This is a genomic window from Streptomyces sp. NPDC014801, from assembly GCF_043082085.1.
Classification (GTDB): domain Bacteria; phylum Actinomycetota; class Actinomycetes; order Streptomycetales; family Streptomycetaceae; genus Streptomyces.
This window is the reverse complement of sequence record NZ_JBIBXG010000017.1, coordinates 22,384-42,817: the sequence shown is the minus strand read 5'-3', so window position 1 is coordinate 42,817 and position 20,434 is coordinate 22,384. Positions and strand designations below refer to the sequence as shown.

At 73.3% G+C, this 20,434-nt stretch carries 21 protein-coding genes and 1 pseudogene; 11 read left to right on the top strand and 11 right to left on the bottom strand.

The window, feature by feature from the left end; genetic code table 11:
* Window positions 1-174 precede the first annotated feature (174 nt).
* Window positions 175-1,305 (top strand): ROK family protein, encoded by a 1,131-nt coding sequence (locus ACF1AL_RS34870; protein ID WP_391777756.1) that lies wholly within the window; start codon window positions 175-177, stop codon window positions 1,303-1,305.
* Between the two features lie 65 nt (window positions 1,306-1,370).
* Here the strand turns inward: ACF1AL_RS34870 and ACF1AL_RS34865 are convergent, their stop codons facing one another.
* On the bottom strand, window positions 1,371-2,126 hold the full coding sequence (locus ACF1AL_RS34865) for a TioE family transcriptional regulator (RefSeq protein ID WP_391777757.1): 756 nt from the start codon (window positions 2,124-2,126) through the stop codon (window positions 1,371-1,373).
* 69 nt (window positions 2,127-2,195) lie between these two features.
* Here ACF1AL_RS34865 and ACF1AL_RS34860 point away from each other — a divergent pair, with 69 nt between their 5' ends.
* On the top strand, window positions 2,196-3,410 hold the full coding sequence (locus ACF1AL_RS34860) for an erythromycin esterase family protein (RefSeq protein ID WP_391777758.1): 1,215 nt from the start codon (window positions 2,196-2,198) through the stop codon (window positions 3,408-3,410).
* Here the strand turns inward: ACF1AL_RS34860 and ACF1AL_RS34855 are convergent.
* Window positions 3,388-4,320, bottom strand: coding sequence for an NAD-dependent protein deacetylase (locus ACF1AL_RS34855; protein ID WP_391777759.1), 933 nt, complete (start codon window positions 4,318-4,320; stop codon window positions 3,388-3,390). The two genes, ACF1AL_RS34860 and ACF1AL_RS34855, sit on opposite strands and share 23 nt — an antisense overlap.
* A gap of 190 nt (window positions 4,321-4,510) precedes the next feature.
* Window positions 4,511-5,077: a hypothetical protein gene (locus ACF1AL_RS34850; RefSeq protein WP_391777760.1), complete on the bottom strand. Its 567-nt coding sequence runs from the start codon at window positions 5,075-5,077 to the stop codon at window positions 4,511-4,513.
* Window positions 5,078-5,185: 108 nt separating this feature from the next.
* Between ACF1AL_RS34850 and ACF1AL_RS34845 the strand changes: the two genes are divergently transcribed.
* A complete protein-coding gene (locus ACF1AL_RS34845) occupies window positions 5,186-5,692 on the top strand; it encodes a DUF6584 family protein (protein ID WP_391777761.1) in 507 nt (168 codons plus the stop codon).
* A gap of 93 nt (window positions 5,693-5,785) precedes the next feature.
* Here the strand turns inward: ACF1AL_RS34845 and ACF1AL_RS34840 are convergent, their stop codons facing one another.
* A complete protein-coding gene (locus tag ACF1AL_RS34840; protein ID WP_391777762.1) occupies window positions 5,786-6,616 on the bottom strand; it encodes a dienelactone hydrolase family protein in 831 nt (276 codons plus the stop codon).
* 96 nt (window positions 6,617-6,712) lie between these two features.
* Here ACF1AL_RS34840 and ACF1AL_RS34835 point away from each other — a divergent pair, with 96 nt between their 5' ends.
* Together ACF1AL_RS34835 and ACF1AL_RS34830 are read left to right on the top strand one after the other, a co-directional pair.
* Window positions 6,713-7,747 carry a GlxA family transcriptional regulator gene (locus ACF1AL_RS34835; RefSeq protein WP_391777763.1) on the top strand — a complete coding sequence of 345 codons (1,035 nt, stop codon included), beginning with the start codon at window positions 6,713-6,715 and terminating at the stop codon, window positions 7,745-7,747.
* A gap of 103 nt (window positions 7,748-7,850) precedes the next feature.
* A complete protein-coding gene (locus tag ACF1AL_RS34830; protein ID WP_366841784.1) occupies window positions 7,851-8,474 on the top strand; it encodes a histidine phosphatase family protein in 624 nt (207 codons plus the stop codon).
* A gap of 23 nt (window positions 8,475-8,497) precedes the next feature.
* Here the strand turns inward: ACF1AL_RS34830 and ACF1AL_RS34825 are convergent, their stop codons facing one another.
* Window positions 8,498-9,313: an ANTAR domain-containing protein gene (locus ACF1AL_RS34825; protein WP_391777764.1), complete on the bottom strand. Its 816-nt coding sequence runs from the start codon at window positions 9,311-9,313 to the stop codon at window positions 8,498-8,500.
* A 263-nt stretch (window positions 9,314-9,576) separates the two neighbouring features.
* Here ACF1AL_RS34825 and ACF1AL_RS34820 point away from each other — a divergent pair, with 263 nt between their 5' ends.
* Complete coding sequence (locus tag ACF1AL_RS34820) at window positions 9,577-10,440, top strand: DMT family transporter (protein ID WP_391698769.1); 864 nt, start codon at window positions 9,577-9,579, stop codon at window positions 10,438-10,440.
* A gap of 131 nt (window positions 10,441-10,571) precedes the next feature.
* On the opposite strand, the gene ACF1AL_RS34815 is transcribed toward ACF1AL_RS34820, so the two are convergent.
* A complete protein-coding gene (locus ACF1AL_RS34815; protein ID WP_391777765.1) occupies window positions 10,572-11,168 on the bottom strand; it encodes a hypothetical protein in 597 nt (198 codons plus the stop codon).
* A 21-nt stretch (window positions 11,169-11,189) separates the two neighbouring features.
* Here ACF1AL_RS34815 and ACF1AL_RS34810 point away from each other — a divergent pair.
* The 3 genes and pseudogenes from ACF1AL_RS34810 to ACF1AL_RS34800 all read left to right on the top strand — a co-directional run.
* Window positions 11,190-11,720, top strand: a pseudogene (locus ACF1AL_RS34810) (GNAT family N-acetyltransferase); the annotation flags it as partial.
* Complete coding sequence (locus tag ACF1AL_RS34805) at window positions 11,709-12,491, top strand: class I SAM-dependent methyltransferase (RefSeq protein ID WP_391777939.1); 783 nt, start codon at window positions 11,709-11,711, stop codon at window positions 12,489-12,491. The pseudogene ACF1AL_RS34810 and the gene ACF1AL_RS34805, both read left to right, overlap by 12 nt.
* A gap of 99 nt (window positions 12,492-12,590) precedes the next feature.
* On the top strand, window positions 12,591-14,258 hold the full coding sequence (locus ACF1AL_RS34800) for a phytoene desaturase family protein (protein ID WP_391777766.1): 1,668 nt from the start codon (window positions 12,591-12,593) through the stop codon (window positions 14,256-14,258).
* A gap of 157 nt (window positions 14,259-14,415) precedes the next feature.
* Here ACF1AL_RS34800 and ACF1AL_RS34795 read toward each other — a convergent pair whose 3' ends face one another.
* The gene (locus tag ACF1AL_RS34795; RefSeq protein WP_391777767.1) at window positions 14,416-15,447 is read right to left on the bottom strand and encodes a zinc-binding alcohol dehydrogenase family protein; all 1,032 of its coding nucleotides are present in this window, start codon (window positions 15,445-15,447) and stop codon (window positions 14,416-14,418) included.
* A gap of 138 nt (window positions 15,448-15,585) precedes the next feature.
* Here ACF1AL_RS34795 and ACF1AL_RS34790 point away from each other — a divergent pair, with 138 nt between their 5' ends.
* Window positions 15,586-15,942, top strand: a complete 357-nt coding sequence (locus ACF1AL_RS34790) for a winged helix-turn-helix transcriptional regulator (protein ID WP_391698777.1) — start codon at window positions 15,586-15,588, stop codon at window positions 15,940-15,942.
* An 18-nt stretch (window positions 15,943-15,960) separates the two neighbouring features.
* Here ACF1AL_RS34790 and ACF1AL_RS34785 read toward each other — a convergent pair whose 3' ends face one another.
* From ACF1AL_RS34785 to ACF1AL_RS34775, 3 genes are read right to left on the bottom strand one after another with little or no spacing between them, the layout of a single operon-like run.
* On the bottom strand, window positions 15,961-16,593 hold the full coding sequence (locus tag ACF1AL_RS34785; protein ID WP_391777768.1) for a dihydrofolate reductase family protein: 633 nt from the start codon (window positions 16,591-16,593) through the stop codon (window positions 15,961-15,963).
* Between the two features lie 36 nt (window positions 16,594-16,629).
* Window positions 16,630-17,112 carry a glutaredoxin domain-containing protein gene (locus ACF1AL_RS34780; RefSeq protein ID WP_391777770.1) on the bottom strand — a complete coding sequence of 161 codons (483 nt, stop codon included), beginning with the start codon at window positions 17,110-17,112 and terminating at the stop codon, window positions 16,630-16,632.
* 44 nt (window positions 17,113-17,156) lie between these two features.
* Entirely contained in the window at window positions 17,157-17,786 is a 630-nt protein-coding gene (locus tag ACF1AL_RS34775; protein WP_391777771.1) for a TetR/AcrR family transcriptional regulator, read from the bottom strand.
* Window positions 17,787-17,822: 36 nt separating this feature from the next.
* Here ACF1AL_RS34775 and ACF1AL_RS34770 point away from each other — a divergent pair, with 36 nt between their 5' ends.
* Window positions 17,823-18,635 carry an alpha/beta fold hydrolase gene (locus tag ACF1AL_RS34770; RefSeq protein WP_391777772.1) on the top strand — a complete coding sequence of 271 codons (813 nt, stop codon included), beginning with the start codon at window positions 17,823-17,825 and terminating at the stop codon, window positions 18,633-18,635.
* A 126-nt stretch (window positions 18,636-18,761) separates the two neighbouring features.
* Here ACF1AL_RS34770 and ACF1AL_RS34765 read toward each other — a convergent pair whose 3' ends face one another.
* Complete coding sequence (locus tag ACF1AL_RS34765; RefSeq protein ID WP_391777773.1) at window positions 18,762-20,363, bottom strand: MFS transporter; 1,602 nt, start codon at window positions 20,361-20,363, stop codon at window positions 18,762-18,764.
* Window positions 20,364-20,434: the final 71 nt, after the last annotated feature.

Sequence of the window (20,434 nt, the reverse complement as noted above, 5' to 3'; positions counted from 1 at the left end):
CGTCAACCCCCCGGAAACACTCTCTTTTCCGGGAGGAAACAGCGACGATTCTCGGCTGTTTGTTTTCGTTGTGGAAGTAACGAGCGGTGTGTGGAATGCTGAGCCCCACCTGGCGAGCGTCACTACCCCGCGGAGGGCCACCCGGTGGATGCCACCACAGCACCGTCGAGCCTGATGACCGGCGCGAGCCGCGCCGTCGCCCTGGAAGTGCTGCTGCGCGGTCCCCTCTCCCGGAGCGAGATCGCCCGCCGCCTCGACCTGTCGGCCGGCAGCCTCACCCGGCTCGCCAAGCCCCTCGTCGACGACGGCCTGCTCGTGGAGGTGGACACCGGTGGCGACCCCGACTCCGGCACGGTGCGCAGGACCCGCCCCCTGGACATCAACCCCGGCGCCCACCACTTCATCGGCGCCAAGGTCACCGGCGACGACGTCCACGCCGTGCTCACCACGATGCGCGCCGGCGTCGTCGCCTCCGCGCGCAGGTCACTGCCGGGCCGTGACCCCGCCGCCGTCGTGGCCGCCCTCGGCGAGCTGACCCGCGAGCTCACCGCGTCGCGTCCGCAGGTCAGCAGGATCGGCGTCAGCCTCGGCGGCCACGTCATGGACCACACGACCGTCACGGACGCCCCGTTCCTGGGCTGGACCGGGGACGTGCCCCTCGGCGCTCTGCTCGAGGACGCGCTCGGCGTCCCCGTCACGGTCGACAACGACCTGCTGGCGCTGACCCGGGCGGAACACTGGTTCGGCACCGCCCGGGGCCACGACCGTTTCGCGGTCCTCACCATCGGCGCCGGTGTCGGCTACGGACTCGTCATGCACGACACCGTCGTCGACACCCCGGACGTCGGTGTCGGACTGCTCGGGCACTGCCCCCTCGACCCGCTGGGCCCGCTGTGCCCCAGCGGACACCGGGGCTGCGCCACGGCCATGCTGTCGGACTCCTCCATCCGCGCGGCCGTCTCCGTCGGACTGTGCCGCCCCGTCTCCTACGACGAGTGCCTCGACCTCGCCGCGGACGGCGACCCGGTCGCCACGGCCGTCGTCACCGCCTCCGGGCGCGCCCTCGGCCGCCTCCTGGCCGCGGTCGCCAACTTCACGCTGGTCCAGAAGATCGTGCTCACCGGTGAGGGCGTCCGCCTGGCCGAGGTCGCCCGCGCCGCGATGGACGAGGGCATCCGCGCGGACCGCGCCCCGCGGGCGGTCCCGCTCGACGTGGACGTCCAGCCCAGCGACTTCACCTACTGGGCCCGCGGTGCGGCGGCCACGGCGATCCAGGCGTACGTGCTGGGCGGGGCGACCGCGTAGAGGACACCGGTGCCGTCCCCGCGCGGTCACCGCACGCCGGTGCGTCCCCGGCGTCGGCCCGCGGCTCAGGCGCGCTCGCTCAGGTACGCGTCCAGCGCGGCGGCTCCGGTCAGCATCGCCCGGCCGCGGGCGGAGAGCCGGTCGTGCCAGTCGCGCAGGGTCGCCTGCAGCGGCTCCAGCCCGCCGGCCGCCCGCACCTGCTCGATCAGCGGGGCGATCTGCTCCAGCAGGTAGCCGCCGCGCCGGAGCTGGTGGGCCAGCCGGGCGTCCCGCACGTCGGCCGCGTCGTAGACGCGATACCCGGTCACCGGGTCGCGGCGCGGGCGCACCAGCCCGGCGCGCTCCCACTTGCGCAGGGTCGCGGGCCGGACGCCGAGTCCGCGTGCCAGCGGCCCGATGAACGTGCCGCCCCACTCGGTCCCGGACGCCGCGACCGCCCCCGCTTCGGCCCCGTGACCAGGCGCCGCGGCGGGCGCCAGGTCGCGCAGGGCCGTCTCCACGGCCCGCAGGGTCCGCCGGTCGTCGAGGAGCTGGGCGTGGCTCTCGTCGATGATCCGGAACGCCTCGTCCACCGCGTCCTCGTTCACGGCCCGCATGATCGAGGTCGCCGTCCGATGGCCGTGGCCGGGCACGAGCGCGAGAAACGCCCGCAGGGCCCCCGCGTGCAGCGAGGTGTAGGTGCGGTAGCCGTGGGCGGTGCGCCCGGCCGCGGGCAGGATGCCGGCCTCCTCGTAGTTGCGGACCGCCTGCGTGGACAGACCGTGCTCACGCGCCAGGTCGACCGGCCTGAGCCGCTCCCACATTTGAGGGTTTCGCCGCATGGACCCACGATATCCCGCGCCATCAAGCGGCAAAGTTTCCACCGAAAGTTCAACGATACCGTTGAAGGCATGGCGACCGACATCCTCAAGGACTCCGCCCATCCCCTCGACGCCGACAGCCTCATCAGGTTGCTTCCGGCCCGCCCCCGGCTGCTGGCCCTGGGCGAACCCACCCACGGCGAGGACACCCTGCTCCACCTGCGCAACGAGCTCTTCCGGCAACTCGTCGAGCAGGAGGGCTACCGGACGATCGCGCTCGAGACCGACTGCCTGGCGGGCCTGCTCGTCGACGAGCACGTCACCTCGGGCGCCGGCACCCTCGACGAGGTCATGAAGCACGGCTTCAGCCACGGCTGGGGCGCCTTCACAGGCAACCGCGACCTCGTGCGCTGGATGCGCGCCCACAACGAGGACCGGCCCCCGGCCGAGCGGGTCCGCTTCGCCGGCTTCGACGGCCCGCTGGAGATCACCGCCGCCGCCTCACCCCGGCAGGCGCTCACCGCCCTGCACAGCTTTCTCGCCGCCCGGGTGGACGCGGACCTGCTGCCCTGCACCGCGGAGACACTCGACCGCCTGCTCGGGACCGACGACCGCTGGACGAACCCCGACGCCATGATGGACCCGGCACAGTCGGTCGGGCGCTCGCCGAAGGCGGGGGAGTTGCGGCTCCTCGCCGACGACCTGGTGGCGCTCCTCGACGCACAGCTGCCGCACCTGCGCGCCACGACCTCCCCCGACGCATGGGACCGGGCGCGCCTGTACGGCCGTACCGCGACCGGCCTGCTGCGGTACCACGCGGCGATGGCCGACACCTCACCGGCGCGCATGACCCGGCTGTGCGCGCTACGGGATCTGATCATGGCGCAGAACCTCCTGGCCCTCGCCGAGCGCGGCCCGGTGCTCGTCCACGCCCACAACGCCCATCTCCAGCGGGAGAAGAGCACGATGCGGATGTGGCAGGGCCGGGTCGAGTGGTGGAGCGCCGGCGCGCTGGTCAGCGCCCGGCTCGGTCAGCAGTACGCCTTCGTCGCCTCCGCCCTCGGCACGATCCGCCACCAGGGAGTGGACACCCCGCCGCCGGACACCCTCGAAGGGCTCCTGTACGCCCTGCCGGAGGACCGCTGCCTGCTCGGCACCGCGGCGCTGGCCACGGCCCTGGGCGAGCCCCGGCCCGGACCCCGGGTCTCCCCGTGGTTCGGCTATGCCCCGCTGGACCCGGCGCACCTGGACACGATCGACGCGACGGTGTTCGTCAGGGACGTCACTCGGACGCCGTACCACTGACCTCCGCGCGGCCCGTGGCCGGTGAGGCGTCGACGGCGATCCCGAGCTGTCCGGCCACGGTGGTGAGCGCCGCACCCAGGGGCAGTGCGACGCGGGCGAGGGCGTGCCGGTCACCCCGGGTCGGGTCCCGGTTGACGATCAGGACGGGGGTGCCGTCCTGCGCGGCCTGACGGACGAAGCGCAGGCCGGACATCACGGTCAGCGAGGACCCCAGGACGAGCAGCGCGGCCGCACGGCGCACCAGGGCGCGGCAGTGCTCGACCCGCTGCGGCGGAACGTTCTCGCCGAAGAACACCACGTCGGGCTTGAGGACGCCCCCGCACACCGTGCAGGGCACCACCTGGAAGTCCCCGACCTGCGCGTCGGTGAGATCGGCGTCACCGTCGGGGTTGATCCCGCCGGCCACCGGGTCGAAGCCCGGATTGGCCGCCTCCAGCCGCCGGGCGAGCTCCCGGCGGGGACTGAAGGTGCCACAGGACAGGCAGACGACCCGGTCGAGACTGCCGTGGAGTTCGACGACGTCCTCGCTGCCGGCGGCCTGGTGCAGACCGTCGACGTTCTGCGTGATCACACCGGAGACCAGGCCGTGCCGCTGGAAGGCGGCCACGGCCAGGTGCCCGGCGTTGGGGCGGGCGCGGCCGAAGGTGCGCCACCCGAGGTGGCTGCGCGCCCAGTACCGGCGCCGGGCCTGGGCGCTGCCGGTGAAGTCCTGGTAGGTCATCGGGGTGTGCCGGCTCAGGCTCCCGCCCTCGCCCCGGTAGTCGGGGATGCCCGACTCCGTGGAGATACCGGCCCCGCTGAGCACGAGCACGCCGCCGGCGCCCAGCGCGTCGGCGACGGGCCGCAGGTCCGTGGTGCCGGGCGGCAGGTCCTCGGTCGGGGTCCAGCTCAGGGTCGGGCGCATGCGCATGCGGCAAGGGTACGGAAACCGGCGGCCGGACCGATGGGCGCCGGCCTGTGACGTGCGCGTCCCGGGAGGACCTGACGGCCGGCCCGGCTCGGACCCCTGCGGCGTTCTTCGCCGACTCGCCGACTCGCCGACTCGCCGACTCGCCGACTCGCCGACTCGCCGACTCGCCGGCTGCCGGACGGCCGAGGAGTCAGCCCAGGCCCGTCGCCCACTCGGCGAGTACGGCGAAGTCGCCCTCGGTCAGTCCCGACCGGGGGTCCACCCGGTGCAGGAGGGCGGGGCCGGGGTGGTGGGCCGCCACCCAGGCGCGATCGGCGTCGGTGATCTCGTCGTCCACCCAGGCGAACGCCCGCCCCTGCGCCCAGGCGACGACCTCCGGCGTCTTCCAGAACACGTCGCCGACCGGTTCGGGCCGTGGAGAGGACCAGCGGATGAACGGCAGCGGAGGCAGCCCGAGGAGGGGCCCCACGTACGCGTTGGCCTCCTCCTCCCACGTCGTGGCCCAGACCAGGTCGAAGGGCAGGGCCGCGAGCGCGGGCCCGTGCGCGGGATTCAGCCACACCCGAAGAGGCTTGGCCGGCCGGTCCGGAAGTCCCCAGACCTCCCGGCGCCGCCGCTCGGCCGCCTCCCAACGAGGCGTCAGCAACCGGTACGTCTCATACCCCTCGGGCCGCCGGTGCGGTTTCGCCGCATACGGATTCAACGGCCCGTCCACGTCCACCAGCAACACCGCCCGCACCCGCGCATCCCCCCTCATGCCTTCCCGGCACGCTACGTGCCGGGACGACGTCACGCGAGGGGCAAGGGCGATCACAGCGGCGAAACCCGGTCGACGGCGGAAGCCGTAGGAGTCGATCATGTGATCATGCCGTTGAGAGACACCCTTGCCCGCATCGACGCCGACCTGGCCGCCGGCCGGATCCCCGTCGCACGTCAGCGTCTGCGCGGACTGGTGTCGTCGTTCCCCCATGACCTGACCTTGCGCCGGCGCCTGGCCGAGGTGTACCGCCTGTACGGCGAGACCGCGCAGGCGGGCCGCTGGATGTACCTCGAAGAGGACCGGGACGCAGCGGAAACCTCCGCCTTCGAGACGAGGTACGAGACCCCCGCCCAGCGCATGCGGGCCCTCGCCTGGCAGGGCCCGGAGTCCCTCGCCGCGACCTCCTTCGCCCGGGAACAACTCGCCGCGGTACGCACCGCCTGCTCCGAGGCCGTGGGCCATCCGGTCGACTGGGACGCCGTGCCGACCGAAGCGGAACCCGAGGGCAGGGGAGGGTCCTTGACCGGATTCCTGACAGGCGCCGGATGCCTGCTGGCGGCGCTCGCGTTCCTCGCCATCTGGGTCAACGGCCTCATCGCCCTCTTCGACTGACACGGACTCGGGGCGGCCCGCTCAACGAGCCCCCGCGGAAAGGCGGGCGACACCGCTGTGGTGTCCCCCAGCGGCGGATCAGCGCAACGCCCGTCAGGGAGTGGGCGATCGGCTGGGCTCCCCGGGGTGGAGGCGGGTCGTGAGGAAGGTCAGGATCTCGTCGCGGGCCCGGATCGTCGGGTGGCCCGCCTCGTCGACGAGGTGGGCGGTGACGACGCTGTGCGGGGTGCCGACCACGTCGGCGAAGAAGGGCGGCGGGGCCGGGTTCGCCGCGCTGTCCGGGAGCACGCGGCCGTCGAAGGCGTCGCCGAGCAGCGCGCGGTACGCGGCGAAGCGCTGCCCCGTGCACCAGCGGTCGCCCTCGAAACGGTAGGCGAGGACGGTGAGCCCGTCGCGGTGGAGCCGCTCGCGTACCGCCCGCGCGTCCGCCGGGTCGAGTTCCAGGCCGCCGGGATCGTCGAGCGGCAGCGACGGATGGTTGACCACCGGGGCGATCACCGCCGGCTCCAGGGCCATGGTGAGCGCGAAGTTCCCGGTGAAGCACAGACCGATCGCGCCCACCCCCGGACCACCGCATGTGGCGTGGGCCTGCCGCGCCAGGCCGCGCAGCCAGCGCGTCACCGGGCTGGTGCCGCCCCCGGCGAAGGCACGGAACTCCGCGCTGACACAGGCCCGGCGGACCACCTCCCGGCCGCCCTCCACCGTGGGCCAGGCGCCGTCCGTACCGAACAGCGAGGGCACATGGACCGTGAAGCCCGCGTCCCGCACCCACCGCGCGAGCCGCAGGACGTCGGGGCTGATGCCCGGCATCTCGGGCAGCACCACCACCGCGGGCCCGGCCCCGGCCACGTACACCGTCTTCTCCACCCCCTCCACGGCCATCGTCCGGCGGGAGAAGTCGGTCATCGGATCGTCGTCGCTCATGGGGCCAAGCCTGAGTGCCGGGACCGGCCCCGGCAGAGGGGCGGGATCGCCGGTGTCGGGGGTAATCTCGCCACGCCGGGGGAGCGGGGGTCGAGGATGGTCGGGACGCGAGACAGTGCGGGGCCGAACGCCGCTCCCGGTGCGCTGCGGGTCGGTGTCCTGGCGTATCCGGGCTGCTTCGCGTCCGAAGTGTTCGGGGTGCCCGACCTGTTGACGATGGCCGCCCATGTCGCCGGGCCGGACGCGCCCGGCTACCGGGTGTCGGTCGTCTCGCCCCGCCGCCGGGTCACCGCCTCGGGCGGCGCGAGCCTGGACGTACGCCCCCTGTGCGAGGTCGACGTCCTCGTCGTCCCCGGCTTCGAACTCCGCCCCGACGCGGACCTCGACGCCCGTCTCGCCCGGCTCGCCCCGGAGATCGCGGCGATCCGCGCGCAGGCCGCCGGCGGCACCGCCGTCGTCTCGCTCTGCGTCGGCGCGTTCCTGCTCGCCGAGGCCGGGCTCCTCGACCGGCGCCGGGCCACCACCTCCTGGCTGCACGCCGGCGAACTGGCCAGACGCTGCCCCGGCGCCGACGTACGGCCCGAGCACCTGGTCGTCACGGACTCGGGTGTCACGACCACCGCCGCCTTCAGCGCCATGTACGACTTCGCGCTGGACCTCGTCCGCCGGCACAGCGGCACCCGGGTGGCCCGTACCACCGCCCGCCTCGCGCTCGTCGACGACGCCCGCACCTCCCAGACCCCGTACGTCGACCCGCGGCTCCTTCCCCAGCCCGGGCGGGAGTTCTCCCAGCAGGTCATGCGGCGGCTCGAACAGCGCATCGCCGAGCGCTACGACCTCGCCGCGCTCGCGGCCGCCTTCCGCGTCAGCCCCCGCACCCTGCTGCGCCGTTTCGCCGAGGAGAGCGGACGCAGCCCGCTGGCCCACCTCCAGGCCGCCCGGGTCGGCCGGGCCCGCCACCTTCTGGAGACCACCGACCGCACCGTCGCCGCCGTCGCCGCGGCCGTCGGCTACCAGGACCCCGGCACCTTCGCCGCCCTCTTCGCCCGCCACACCGGCCACCGCCCGAGCGCCTACCGGGCGGCCTTCCGCCGTACGGCCCGGCCGTCCGCCCCCGACGGCGGCGCGTAGCCGCGCTCCCGGTCACCGCGCCGCCGGCGGCAGACGGGAACCGCCGGGCAGGGCAGTGGCGTCCAGGAACGTACAAGATCGCTTGCGCGCAGAGGAGTTCGCGATGACCGGCAGGGCCACCCGCTACCTGTATCTCGTCCGGCACGGCGAGGCGCTGCCCGACGAGAGCGGGCTGACCGAGGCCGGCCGGCGGCAGGCCACGCTGCTCGGCCGGCGTCTGCGCGACACCCCTGTCACGGCTGTGCACCACGGTCCGCTGCCGCGGGCCGCACAGACCGCGCACCTGATCGGCGCCGAGCTGACAGACGTACCGGTGCACGTCTCGGATGTCGCCGGCGACTACGTGCCGTACGTCCCGCGCAGGGAGGAGCTTCCCGCCGAGTCGGCGGACCACTACCTCGGCTTCCTCGCCGCTGCCAGTGCCGAGGAACGCGAACGCGGCCCCGAGCTGGCCCGGCAGGCGCTGGACCTGTTCACCGGCCCGGTGGACGGCGACGAGGACCGGCACGAGCTCGTCGTCACCCACAACTTCCTCGTCGCCTGGCTCGTCCGGGACGCCCTGCACGCACCTAAGTGGCGCTGGCTCGGTCTCAACCACGGCAACGCGGCCCTCACCGTCATCCGCTACGCACCCGGCCGGCCGGCCTCCGTCCTCGTCGTCAACGACATGCGGCACCTGCCCGCCGAACTGCGCTGGACGGGCTTTCCGCCAGAGGAGCACGTCTGAACGGAGCGGCACACCCGGTGCCGTCAGGTGGGGTCGTGGCCGGGCAGGGTGCGGGCGTGGGCGTGCACGCTCTCCAGGGCGTCCAGGACGATCGTGAAGTGGTACCAGTCGAGCCAGGCTCCGGCCTGCCGGGCCGTCTCCTGCACCGCGTGGAGGAGCGCGGGCCCCAGGCACTGCCGGGGCAGGCGGTAGTGCGGGGAGACGATGCCCAGCAGCCGCCCGTCCGGCGCCGTGATCGGCAGGCTCTGACACGCCCGGGACCTCGATTCCAGCATCGCGGCCCGGGACGCGTCCGTGTACGCGGGGTCGGTGGCCACGTCGAGCACGGTGACCGGCTCCGCGCGGGAGGCGGCCAGGGAACAGGCCGATCCGCCGTCGCTCACGCGGTCGAAGAAGGCGAGGAACGCGCCGCTGTGCCCCCGCTGGGCCGCGATCCACAGCTCGCCGGTCCGCGGGTCCGTCAGCTGCAGCGTCCCCAGGTTCGACCGCGCGATCAGCAGCACGTGATCCAGTAGGGCGCGGACGACGTCACCCCACTGAGCCGGGGCCGCGCCGGCCGCGCCGAGGAAGGTCAGGACCGGCTCCGTCCGGCGGATCCGGTCCGGGAACCAGACGGGAGCGTCCACGCCCGGGGACGGCGCGGTGATCAAAGCGGACGCCAGACCGTGCACGGCCACGCTGTACTGCCGCGAGGCCGTCTCGAGCAGCCACAGGGCGGCGCCCGCGTCGGTGCTGTCGTACCGCGCGAGCATGATGCCGACGGCCTGGTGGATCACCACCCGGGACTGCAGGCGCCGGCGCAGGGTGCGCAGTCCTCGCCATTCGTTCTCACTCGGCACCTTGTCCCCCTGCGCGGTAGCGGCCTTCGGGACGGGTACTGAGGGCGGTCCGAACGGTGCGCCGTTCTGTCCGTGTGCACGGTGCGCTGCGGGACGTACCCCTTCCAGGGTCCCTCCACCGGCGAACCGGCGGCAAGCCTCTCCGGGCGCGGGCCCGCCGGCGCGTCCGAGAGACCGGCCGACACCCCTGTCGGTGTGGACCGGACCCCGCGTCACCGCCTCCGACGCGGCCATCGGGCCCGGAGTGGGCAACCATCGAGGGCATGGTGTACGTGTTCGGTCTGGCCGCGGCGTGCCTCCTCGGCGTCGGCTTCGTGCTGCAGCAGCACGCCGCCGAGAGAGCGCCCGCCCGTGACGTCCTGCACTTCCGCATCCTGTGGGACCTCGCCCGCAACGGGCTGTGGCTCGGCGGGATCGCCTGCATGGTCGGCGGGCAGGTGCTGGGCGCCCTCGCGCTCGCCGAGGGCGACCTGTCCCAGGTCGAGCCACTGCTCGCCACCAACCTGCTCTTCGCCTTCGCTCTGGCACGCCGCCTGAGCGGCCAGCGCATCGGCGTGTCCGGCTGGACCGGCGTGATCCTGCTGGGCGGCGGCGTGGCGGCGTTCACCCTGGCGGGCCGGCCCAGCGCCGGCCCGGCCCCCGAGGGGGCCTTGAGACAGTGGATCGTCATCGGCGCGATCGTCGGCCTGTCCCTGGTCCTGATCGCCTTCGCGCGCCATCTGCCGCTCTTCGAGGAACCACCGCTGCTGGCCACCGCGGCCGGGCTGCTCTACGGCCTGCAGGACGCCCTGACCCGCGTGTCCACCCAGATCATCGACTCCGGCGGGATCGGCGCGCTGCTCGCGCGCTGGGAGCCGTACGCCGTGGTCGCGCTGGCGGTGACCGGTCTGATGCTGGTGCAGAGTGCCTTCGAGGAAGGCCCGCTGCGCATGTCCCTGCCCGCCCTGACCGCCGCCGAACCGCTCGCCGGCATCCTCTGCGGTGTCGGCTTCCTCGGCGACCGCCTGCACACCGACGTCCTCGCCCTCACCTGGCAGGCCCTGGGACTGGCGGCGGTCGTCGCGGGCGTCTTCGTCCTGGCCCGCCATCCGGTGATGCCGGGCCACACCGACGGGGACGACACCTGACGGCGTCCTTCCCGGCCCCCTGGACGGTGGGTCCCACGCCGTCGCGGCTGCGGGACGCCCTCGGTCGGCGCCGCCCGGGGACGGCCCCGAGCGGCGCTCGGGGCCGTCCCCGGGGTGGGCGCCGGAGGCCGTCAGGCGGCCGGGAGCATGGCCTCCCGGACGGGCTCCACCGACCGCGGCGCGATCGGCCCGGGGCCGGCGGCCGCGTCGATCACCTTCCGGTACACCGCCTCGTGGCCGGCCGCCATCGTCTCCGGCTGGACGTGCGCGACGACATGCTCGCGGCAGGCCCGCGGATCGAGCGCGCCGACCGCCTCGACGGCCTCCGGCAGCTCGGTCACATCGTCACGGACCCGACCGGTCACCCCGTCCACGACGACCTCCGGCACCGACCCGCGACGCAGGGAGACGACCGGGGTGCCGCACACCACGCCTCGATCATCACCCTCCCGAACGGCTCCTCCCACTGGAGCGGGAACAGCAGGCAGCGGGCCTGCGCCGGCAGCTCCTTCCTGCGCTCGCCGGTCCACCTCGCCCAGCCGCTCCACGCCCGGCCCCAGCCGCGGCTTGATCTCCGCCTCGAAGCAGCCGTGCTCGGCGGGCTCGCTGCACTTGGCGGCCAGCTCGATCTCCCGCCCGGCAGCGACGGCCGCGTCGATCGCCAGGTGCATGCCCTTGTCGGGTGTGCAGCGGCCGAGGAAGAAGGACTCGACCCGTGTATCACTCACCCGTGCGATAGGTTGCCCGTCATGACCGGTCTCGGAGACGTCGCCTGGCCACCCGTACCGCTGACGACCGAACGGCTCGTGCTGCGCGCGTCCGAGGCCCGGGACCGGGCGGCGTTCATCGAACTGTTCGCCTCGCCCGAGGTGGGCGCGCACATCGGTGGCCCACGGCCGCGCGAGGAACTGGAGCGGGTGGTACCCGAGGTCCCTGGGCAGCGGTCCGGCCAGTTCGTGGTCGAACGCGACGGAGCGATGATCGGCACCGTCACGCTCGGCCGGCGCGACGCGGAGCGCCCGGGACACGTCCGTCCGGACGGCGGGGAGGCCGAACTCGGCTACCTGTTCCTGCCGCACGCGTGGGGACACGGTTACGCCGCCGAGGCGTGCGCGGCGATCCTGGACTGGTTCGCCGGCGTACGGCCCGGCGAACCGGTGGTGCTGTGCACCCGGACCGCCAACGACCGCGCGCTGCGCCTCGCGGGGAAGCTGGGGTTCACCGAGGTGGAGCGGTTCGAGGAGTACGGCGCCGAGCAGTGGTTCGGGGTGTGGTCCCCGGATCCCGCCCGGCCGGCGGAACGGGCACGGGCCAACGACTACGACAGCTTCGCCGAGGCGTACGCGGCGGAGACCGAGAACGGTCCCGTGAACGCCTTCTACGAGCGGCCCGCGATGCTGGCGCTCGCCGGGGACGTGACCGGCCGCCGGATCCTGGACGCCGGCTGCGGCTCGGGCCCGCTGTCCGCCGCGCTGCGCGAGCGCGGTGCGGACGTCACCGGCGTCGACGCCAGCGCGGCGATGCTGGCGCTGGCCAGACGGCGGCTCGGCGAGGACGCGGACCTGTACCTGGTCGATCTCCGGGAGCAACTGCCCTTCGACGACGGCACGTTCGACGACGTGGTGGCCTCGCTGGTGCTGCACTACCTTCAGGACTGGGGGCCGACACTGCGCGAGATCCGGCGCGTGCTGCGGCCCGGCGGGCGGCTGATCGCGTCGGTGGACCACCCCTTCGTGGCCTACACGTTCTCGGACCCCCGCCCCGACTATTTCACGACGACCAGCTATTCCTTCGAGTGGACGGTCGGCGGGCAGACGGCCCCGATGAGGTTCTGGCGCAAACCGCTGCACGCGATGTTCGACGCGTTCAGCACCGCGGGCTTCCGGATCTCCACCGTCAGCGAACCGCAGCCCGATCCGGCGGCCCGCGACCGTTTCCCCGACGCCTTCCACGCCCTGTCGACCCGCCCGACCTTCCTGTTCTTCGTGGCCGAGGTACCGCCCACGGCCCCGGAGGACCGAGGCGCGTACCGAAGTGGTTCTTCTGCCTAGGCGCCGCTTCTGTGGCGCCCGCGGCGACGGGCGCGTGACGCGGGCCGTCCCCGGTTCGTTGCTTCAGGCGCCGGGGACGGCGGCGAAGGGGCGGTGGACATGGCGAGAAGCGCGAGAAGTGTGCTGGTGGGCAGGCCGCTGGCCTCGGGCGAGGTGGCGGCGGAGTATGACGCGGTGGTGATCGGCTCCGGGGCCGGCGGGCTGACCACCGCGGTGTGCCTGGCGCGACAAGGCCGGCGGGTGGCGGTGTTCGAGCAGCACTACACGGCGGGCGGCTACACCCATGCCTACCGGCGGCGCGGCTGGGAGTGGGACGTGGGGATCCATTACGTCGGGCAGCTGGCGGCGCGTGAGCCCGTGCGGGTCGTCTCGGACTACCTGACCGACGGCGCACTGCAATGGGCGCCGTTGGGTGATCCTTACGACGAGTTCCGCTTGGCCGGGGAGGTGTATCGGGCGCCGGTCGGCATCGAGGCCCACAAGGCCGGGCTGATCGCACGCTTCCCTGCGGAACGGGCCGGGATCGAGGCGCTGTTCGCGCTGATCAGCCGATGCCGGGCGGTGCTGCCGGTGCTCGCGCTCGGGCGATTGTCCGGACCGGTGGCCCGGCGCCTGGCCCGAGCGCTGCGGGCGGCGGCCGTGCCACCGCAGGCGCTGCGGCCCGCCAGGGAGGTGGTGTGCGAGCTGATCGGCGACGAGAGGCTGCGCCAAGCGGTGCTCACCCAGAGCGCGTTGTTGCTGGCCGACTCCACGGCCCACCTGCCGTTCTTCATGGTCGCGGTGCTGTTCGAGCACTTCCGCACCGGCGCCTGGTACCCGGTGGGCGGGAGCGCGGCCATCGCACGCGCGATGCTGGAGCGGATCAGGGCCGCAGGTGGTGAGGTGTTCGTGCGGGCGCCGGTGGCACGGATCGACGAGGACGGAGCGCGGGCGTCGGGCGTGGTACTCGCGAACGGCACCCGCGTCAGGGCGCCGGTGGTGGTCAGCTCGGCGGGTGCCCAGAACACCTTCGGCACTCTCCTGCGCGGCCGCCTCGCCGAGAGCGGCCGGCTGGCCGGGATGCGGCGCGGGTTCCCGTTCGTGCTGCTCTTCCTCGGCTTCGACGGCGATCCGGCGGAACTCGGACTGCCGCGGCACAACATGATGGTGACCGACGGCGACTGCGACGGCTTCTTCGACGGCACGAAAGGACGCACCAGCGGCCTGTTCCTGTCCTTCTCGTGCGCCAAGGACCCCACCTGGATCACACGCCATCCCGGGCGGTCGACCGGCGAGATCCTCGCCTACGTGCGGCCTGGACTCTTCGAAGCCTTCCACGAGTCACGGTGGCGGGACCGCGACCCCGCCTACCTGGCGCTCAAGGCCGAGATCACGGCGGAACTGCTCGAGCAGCTGTACCGCCATCTGCCGCGCACCAGGGGCCGGGTGGCCTATCACGAGCTCGGCACTCCGCTGAGCGCCGAGCACTTCGACGGCTGGCCCGGCGGCAGCCTGTACGGGCTGGCCAAGGACGTGGCGGCCTTCGGCGACGGGCACCGCCCCGGACTCGCGGACTGGCTGCGCCCGCGGACCGGGATCGAGGGCCTCTACCTCGCGGGCCAGGACTGCCTGGCCGGCGGTTTCCTCGGCGCCGTCACCGGCGGACTGCTGGCCGCCCACGAAGCCCTTGACCGGGCCGGCCGGTTCCGCCTGTGGGCAGGGCTGCTGAGACAGGGCATGAAGCCGGCGGCGCAGCAGCAGAGAACAGATGGCCCTCCTTCGAGGTGAGGGCATGTCGCTGAGCCGCACAGCCCACGCTGGACGCCCCGTCTCACTCAAGAGGAGGCGTGAGCGGTACAACCCTGGGAGCACGGTCGCGGCAGGTCCGTGGGGACCTTCGTGCTTCCGTGGTGCCCAGGGTTGTCCGGCGTGAGAGGAATGCCGGTCAGAAGCCGGTCATCGTGATCTTGCCGATGGCCTTGCCGGACTCCAGGATGCGGTGTGCCTCCCGCAGGTGCTCGGCGTTGATCTTTCCGAGGTCCGTGGTGGCCGTGGTGGTGAGGATGCCGGCGTCCACCAGGCGGGAGATCTGGTCGAGGATCCGGCCCTGTTCCGCGAGGTCGGCGGTCCGGTGCAGCGACCGGGTGAACATGAACTCCCAGTGGAAGGAGATGCTCTTGGACTTCAGCAGACCGATCTCGACGGGGCCGAAGTCGTCGATGGCCACGATCCGCCCGAAGGGCTTGACGATCTCGGCGTAGGCGGCAAGGTTCCGGTCGGTTCCCGCGGTGCCGAAGACGAAGTCGACACCCTGCGGGGCCACTTCACGCACCTGCGGAGCGAGCGGCTCGCGGTGGTCCACGAGGTGCGCGGCACCCATGCGCCGGGCGAACTCGGCGGTCTCGGGGCGGGATGCGGTGCCGATCACCGTGAGACTGGTCAGCGCGCGGGCCAGCTGGGACACCATCGCCCCGACGCCGCCCGCCGCGGCGGTGACCAGCAGCGTGCCCGACTGCTTGAGCGCACCGGTGTGCAGACCGAGATGCTCGAACAGTCCCTCCCATGCGGTCAGTGAGGTCAGAGGGAGCGCGGCCGCCTCCGCGAAGGAGAGCGAGGTGGGCTTGTGGCCGGCGATGCGCTCGTCCACCGCGTGGAAGCGGGAGTTGGCGCCCGGCCGGTCGAGGGCGCCGGCGTAGAACACCTCGTCGCCCACCCGGAAGGACTCGACCTCCTCGCCGACGGCGACGACGGTGCCCGCCGCGTCCCAGCCGAGGACCTTGGGCTCGCCGCCCGGGTCGCTGTTCTGCCGGATCTTGTAGTCGACCGGGTTGACCGCGATCGCCTCGACCTGCACGAGCAGGTCACGCGGTCCCGGCCGGGGCACCGGCAGCGTCAGGTCCACGAGGCTCTCGGCGTCGTCCACCGGCAGGCTCTTGCGGTAGGCGACGGCGGGCATGGTCTGCGGGATCGTGCTCATGACGGCTGCTCCTGATCGTGTCCCAGCGGGCTTTCGATGTGCCCGTAACGTAGCTCCGGGGACGTAGTAACCCGCAAGGGCACCTACTTCCCTATGGGAAGTATGCTGATGGGGCAGGCGACAGGCGAGGGAGACACGATGGCGACACTCTGCGGCACACAAAAGCACGACCACCACGACGTGTACGCCGCCCAGTGCCCCTGCCGCGAGGTGCTGGACCTCCTGGCCAACAAGTGGTCGGCGCTGGCCATCGGCGCGATGGAGGAGGGGCCGCAGCGCTTCGGTGCCCTGCAGAAGCGCCTGGAGGGCGTGAGCCCCAAGGTGCTCACCGCCACGCTGCGCCGCCTGGAGGACCGGGGCTTTGTGGAACGGACCGTCTACCCCGCCGTGCCCCTGCACGTCGAGTACGAACTGACCCCGCTCGGCCGCAGCGTCGCGCAGCCCCTGGCCCAGCTGCGGACCTGGGTGGAGGACCACATGGACGAGATCCTCTGATCTGTGCGGCGTCGAAGGTCAGGCGTCCGCCCCCGGCCGTACGCAGTCGTAGATCAGGTGGGTCGCGGTCGAGGTGACGGTCACCTCGCGCTGGATCAGCGTGCGGGGCGCTCCGCCGGTGAACAGGGGTGTCCCGGCGCCCAGCACCACGGGAGCGAGGTGCAGCGAGAGCAGGTCGACCAGGCCGGCCGCGAGCGCGGAGCCGATCGTCGCGCCGCCGCCCATGAGGACGACGTCCAGGTCCTTGCCGGCCGTCGCTGAGGCCGCCTCGGCGCGCTCGCGCGCGGCGGTGACGGCGTCGGCCAGACCGGTGGTGACGAACGTCCAGTCGAGACCGGTCAGCCGCACCGATTTGGGGGGTGAAGCGGTCACGACGACGAAGGAGGGCTTGCCCACCTCGCCGGCGCCGTACCCGACCGTGTCGTCCCAGCCGTGGGGCCCGTCGACCACGTCGAAGAGCCGCCGGCCGAGGACGACGGCACCGGAGCGGGCGGTGGCCTCCCGCAGCATCCGGCGATCGTCGGGGTCGTCGGAGAAGGCCCAGGTGTGCAGGGCCTCGCCGCCGTCGCCCAGACCGTTGTCGGGGCCGGGGTCGGGCCCGGTGACGAAGCCGTCGAGGGACATCGAGATGTCGGCGATGATGCGTGTCATATCAAGACAGACTCGGGCCGTGGACGAAACTCATCGTCAGACCGTGTGGTGGTCGCCTCCGCGACGGGTCGCGCGTTCGCGTGGCGGTTGGGGTGACAGCTGCTCGCGCACCCACGCCGGGTCCGGGTTGGTGTGCGCGCGGCCCGCGACGACGACGGTCGGAACGGTCTCGTTGCCGTCGTTCGCCTCCCGTACCGCCGCGGCCCCGGCCGGGTCGCGCCAGATGTCGACCCAGTGGGCCCGGGAGGCCTTGCGGCCCAGCCGCAGCCGCAGGCGCATGCAGTACGTGCAGCCGGGCCGCCAGTACACGACCGGCCGGCCGTCGGCCGCGCTGCGGCGCCGCGCCTCCTCCGCTCCGACGGACCTGGGGAAGATCAGCGGCGAGTTCACCGCGGCCAGGAGCAGGAATGCCGACAGGGGCGCCACGGCGGATCCGGCCTCTCCTCGCAGGACGAGCACCGCTGCGAGGGCCGCGCCGCACGCCCCGTACGCCAGGGGCAGGATCCACGCACGTGTCATGGTGACGCAGGCTACCCCCAAACGTGACGCGCACATGGCGGCCGTCAGGTGTCGGGGGTGGTGAACAGACCGCGGACCAGGTCGAGGGTGAGCCGTGCCGTGACGAGGAGGTCCGTACGGCTCGCGCCCAGACGGGCCCGCACCGACATCCCGTGGACGACGGACTGGACGAGGCCGGTCAGGGCAGCCGCGTCGGTCCCGGCGGTGAGTTCCCCGTCCCGCACGGCCCGCTCGACGCGTGCGTGGAGAGCGCCCTCGTTCCAGGCGTGCAACTCGGCGTAGTGGGCGCTGGTGTCGAGCGTGCTCGTGCTGTCGGTCATCGCGGCGCTGCTCAGCAGGCAGCCCGGATGGACCTCGCTCGGCTGCGTGAACTCGTGGGCCGAGTCCACCAGGACCCGCTCGACGACGGTCCCGAGGTCCGGCTCGGCCACGGCCTGCCGGTAGATCTCCCGGTAGCGCTCGGCGTACGTCCGCACCGCCTCCTCGAACAGCCCGGCCTTGCTGCCGAAGGCCGCGTACAGGCTGGACGTCGACAGGCCCAGGGCCGTGGTGAGCGCACGCGTCGATGTGCCGGAGTAGCCGTGGCGCCAGAAGAGACGGGCGGCCTCGAGGACCGCGCGGTCACGGTCGAAGGAGCGGGGTCGTCCACGGGGTGGTCGGGTCGGCGTATGCACCCTCGCATTGTAGAGCGTTCGCTCCATAATGGCGGCATGGAACAGACGTTGCGGAAGAAGTTGCCGGTCAGTGGCGGCAGTTGGGTCACGGTCGATGTGTACGGCGAGCCGGACGCGCCGGGGCTGGTGGTCGTGCCGGGAGCGATGAGCGACGCCCGCGCGTGGCGTCATGTGGCCGCGGCCGTCCGCGCCTGGCCGTCGGTGGCGGTCGTCAACCGCCGGGGCCGCGCCCCCTCGGGGCCGCTGACCGACGCGTACGCGCTGCGGACGGAGGTCGAGGATCTCGGTGTGGTCCTCGACGAGTTCGCCGGCACCCGGGCGCTGTTCGGCTGGAGCTACGGAGGCCTGATCGCGCTGCTGCTCGCCGGCGAACGCCCACTGCGCCACGTCATCGCCTACGAGCCGGTCGTACGCCCCTTCGCCGAGCAGGCGCTGCCGGACCTGAAGGCCGCCGCGGAGGCGGAGGACTGGGACACCACGATCGAGCTGGTGAACCGGAAGATCTCCGGCTTCGACGCGGCGCACGTCGAGGCCCTGCGGGCGGACCGCCGCGCGTGGTCGGTCCTGCGGGAGGTGAGCAAGGCGGCGTACGCCGAACTCGCCGCGCTGAACGCCGCACCGCCGCCGGAGGAGATGGCCGGACGCGCGGACCGCGTCGACCTCGTCCTCGGCGAGCTGAACGAGGGGACGGGCCCCTACGGGACGTCGTTCGACGACGTACGGCGCCGCATCGCCCACGCCGACGTCCACCTGCTCCCCGGCCAGGGCCACATGGCCCACCTGCAGGCGCCGCAGCAGCTGGCCCGGTTGCTCGACGACCTGGTCACCGGCCCTGGCGCCCGGCCTTAGGCGCCGGCCGTCGCGGCGGCGGTCACACACACGGCGCGTCGAACCCCCCCACCCGGTGTGCCAGGCAGCCAGGGGCATGGCGGCCTGGCACACCCGCGGGGCTCACCCCTCCGCGCTGACGGCCCCTCAGTGGGCGGCCGTGCCGGCACTGCGCCGTACGCCCGCCACCGCGAGCAGGGCGCCGAGGACGCACAGCACGCCCGCGACCAGCACGGAGGTGTGCACGCCGTTCAGGAACGCCTGATGGCTGCCCTCGACGACGGCGGAGCGGAGCCGGACGGGCATCTCGTCGGACACGGGGGCGGCGCCCATGGCGACGGCGTCCTTGGCCTCCGCCAGGGCTGCGGCGGCCTGCGGGGGCACGCCGGCCGCGGTGAGTTCGCCGGTGAGGGTGGAGCCGACCCGGCTGCCGATGAGGGACACCAGGACGGAGGTGCCGAGCGCGCCGCCGATCTGCAGGGCGGTGGCCTGCAGACCGCCCGCCACGCCGCCGTCGCGCACCGGGGCGTTGCCCACGATGGCGTCGGAGGAGGACGACATCACCATGCCGACGCCCAAGCCGAGCGCGATGAACGGCGGCCACAGCAGGGAGTACGACGAGTCGGCGCTCCAGCCGAGCACGACGAAGCAGGCGACGGCCTGCAGTGCCATGCCGAGCGGCATGGTCAGCCGCGGCCCGAAGCGGTCCGTGAGCGCCGCGCCCAGCGGGGACGCCACGACCGAGGCGAGGCTCAGCGGAAGCGTGCGCACGCCGGCCTCGACCGGGGTGAACCCGCGTACGTTCTGCAGGTAGAGCATGACGAAGAAGATCACGCCGAGCAGGACGAAGAAGTTCAGCGCGGTGATGACGGTGCCGATGGTCAGCGCCGGATTGCGGAAGAGCCGCATGGGCAGAAGCGGCGAGGCGATCCGCGTCTCGTACCGTCCGAACGCGAGAAGGACCGCCAGACCGGCCGCGACGGCACCCAGGGTGCCGCCCGAAGTCCAGCCCCACGTCTCGCCCTTGACCACGCCGAAGACGACGGCGAGCAGCCCGAGGGCCAGCAGGACGACCCCGACGACGTCGAAGGTCTCGCCGGCCGCGGCGGTGTTCCTGCTCTGCGGCAGGACCAGCGCGCTGACGACGAGCGCGAGGACGCCGATGGGGGCGTTGATGAAGAACACGGACTCCCAGCCGACGTGCTGGACGAGCAGGCCGCCGACGATGGGCCCCAGCGCGGTGGACACCGAGGAGACCATGGCCCAGATGCCGACCGCCATGCCGAACTTCCTCGGCGGGAACACCGCCCGCAGCATGCCGAGGGTGTTGGGCATCAGAAGGGCGCCGAAGAGGCCCTGTGCGGCGCGGAAGGCGATGACGCCCTCGATGGACCCGGACAGGCCGATGGCGACGGAGGCGGCGGTGAAGCCCGCGACGCCGATCAGGTAGAAGGTGCGGCGGCCGAAGCGGTCGCCGAGCTTGCCGCCGAGGATGAGGGCGGCGGCGAGGGCCAGCAGGTAGGAGTTGGTGACCCACTGCAGACCGGCGGTGGAGGCGTGCAGATCGCGGCCGATGTCCGGGTTGGCGATCGAGACGACGGAGCCGTCGAGGCCGACCATGAACAGTCCGAAGGCGACGGCGACGAGGGTCAGCCAGGGGTTGGCGCGCAACCCGCGCGGCCCGTGCGGTGGGCCGGCGGGCGCGGCGGCGGGCGGCGCGGAGGAGGAGGCGAGGCTGTCGGTGGACATGACGGTGTCTGTCTTTCGTCGGGTCGGCGCGCAGGCGCGGACGGTGCGCGAGCTGCCGGCGGGGCTCGGCG

Coding starts and splice junctions, on each gene's coding strand:
- ACF1AL_RS34870 (WP_391777756.1), top strand. CDS start 175: ATGACCGGCGCGAGCCGCGCCGTCGCCCTGGAAGTGCTGCTGCGCGGT.
- ACF1AL_RS34865 (WP_391777757.1), bottom strand. CDS start 2,126: ATGCGGCGAAACCCTCAAATGTGGGAGCGGCTCAGGCCGGTCGACCTG.
- ACF1AL_RS34860 (WP_391777758.1), top strand. CDS start 2,196: ATGGCGACCGACATCCTCAAGGACTCCGCCCATCCCCTCGACGCCGAC.
- ACF1AL_RS34855 (WP_391777759.1), bottom strand. CDS start 4,320: ATGCGCATGCGCCCGACCCTGAGCTGGACCCCGACCGAGGACCTGCCG.
- ACF1AL_RS34850 (WP_391777760.1), bottom strand. CDS start 5,077: ATGAGGGGGGATGCGCGGGTGCGGGCGGTGTTGCTGGTGGACGTGGAC.
- ACF1AL_RS34845 (WP_391777761.1), top strand. CDS start 5,186: ATGCCGTTGAGAGACACCCTTGCCCGCATCGACGCCGACCTGGCCGCC.
- ACF1AL_RS34840 (WP_391777762.1), bottom strand. CDS start 6,616: ATGAGCGACGACGATCCGATGACCGACTTCTCCCGCCGGACGATGGCC.
- ACF1AL_RS34835 (WP_391777763.1), top strand. CDS start 6,713: ATGGTCGGGACGCGAGACAGTGCGGGGCCGAACGCCGCTCCCGGTGCG.
- ACF1AL_RS34830 (WP_366841784.1), top strand. CDS start 7,851: ATGACCGGCAGGGCCACCCGCTACCTGTATCTCGTCCGGCACGGCGAG.
- ACF1AL_RS34820 (WP_391698769.1), top strand. CDS start 9,577: ATGGTGTACGTGTTCGGTCTGGCCGCGGCGTGCCTCCTCGGCGTCGGC.
- ACF1AL_RS34800 (WP_391777766.1), top strand. CDS start 12,591: ATGGCGAGAAGCGCGAGAAGTGTGCTGGTGGGCAGGCCGCTGGCCTCG.
- ACF1AL_RS34795 (WP_391777767.1), bottom strand. CDS start 15,447: ATGAGCACGATCCCGCAGACCATGCCCGCCGTCGCCTACCGCAAGAGC.
- ACF1AL_RS34790 (WP_391698777.1), top strand. CDS start 15,586: ATGGCGACACTCTGCGGCACACAAAAGCACGACCACCACGACGTGTAC.
- ACF1AL_RS34785 (WP_391777768.1), bottom strand. CDS start 16,593: ATGACACGCATCATCGCCGACATCTCGATGTCCCTCGACGGCTTCGTC.
- ACF1AL_RS34780 (WP_391777770.1), bottom strand. CDS start 17,112: ATGACACGTGCGTGGATCCTGCCCCTGGCGTACGGGGCGTGCGGCGCG.
- ACF1AL_RS34770 (WP_391777772.1), top strand. CDS start 17,823: ATGGAACAGACGTTGCGGAAGAAGTTGCCGGTCAGTGGCGGCAGTTGG.
- ACF1AL_RS34765 (WP_391777773.1), bottom strand. CDS start 20,363: ATGTCCACCGACAGCCTCGCCTCCTCCTCCGCGCCGCCCGCCGCCGCG.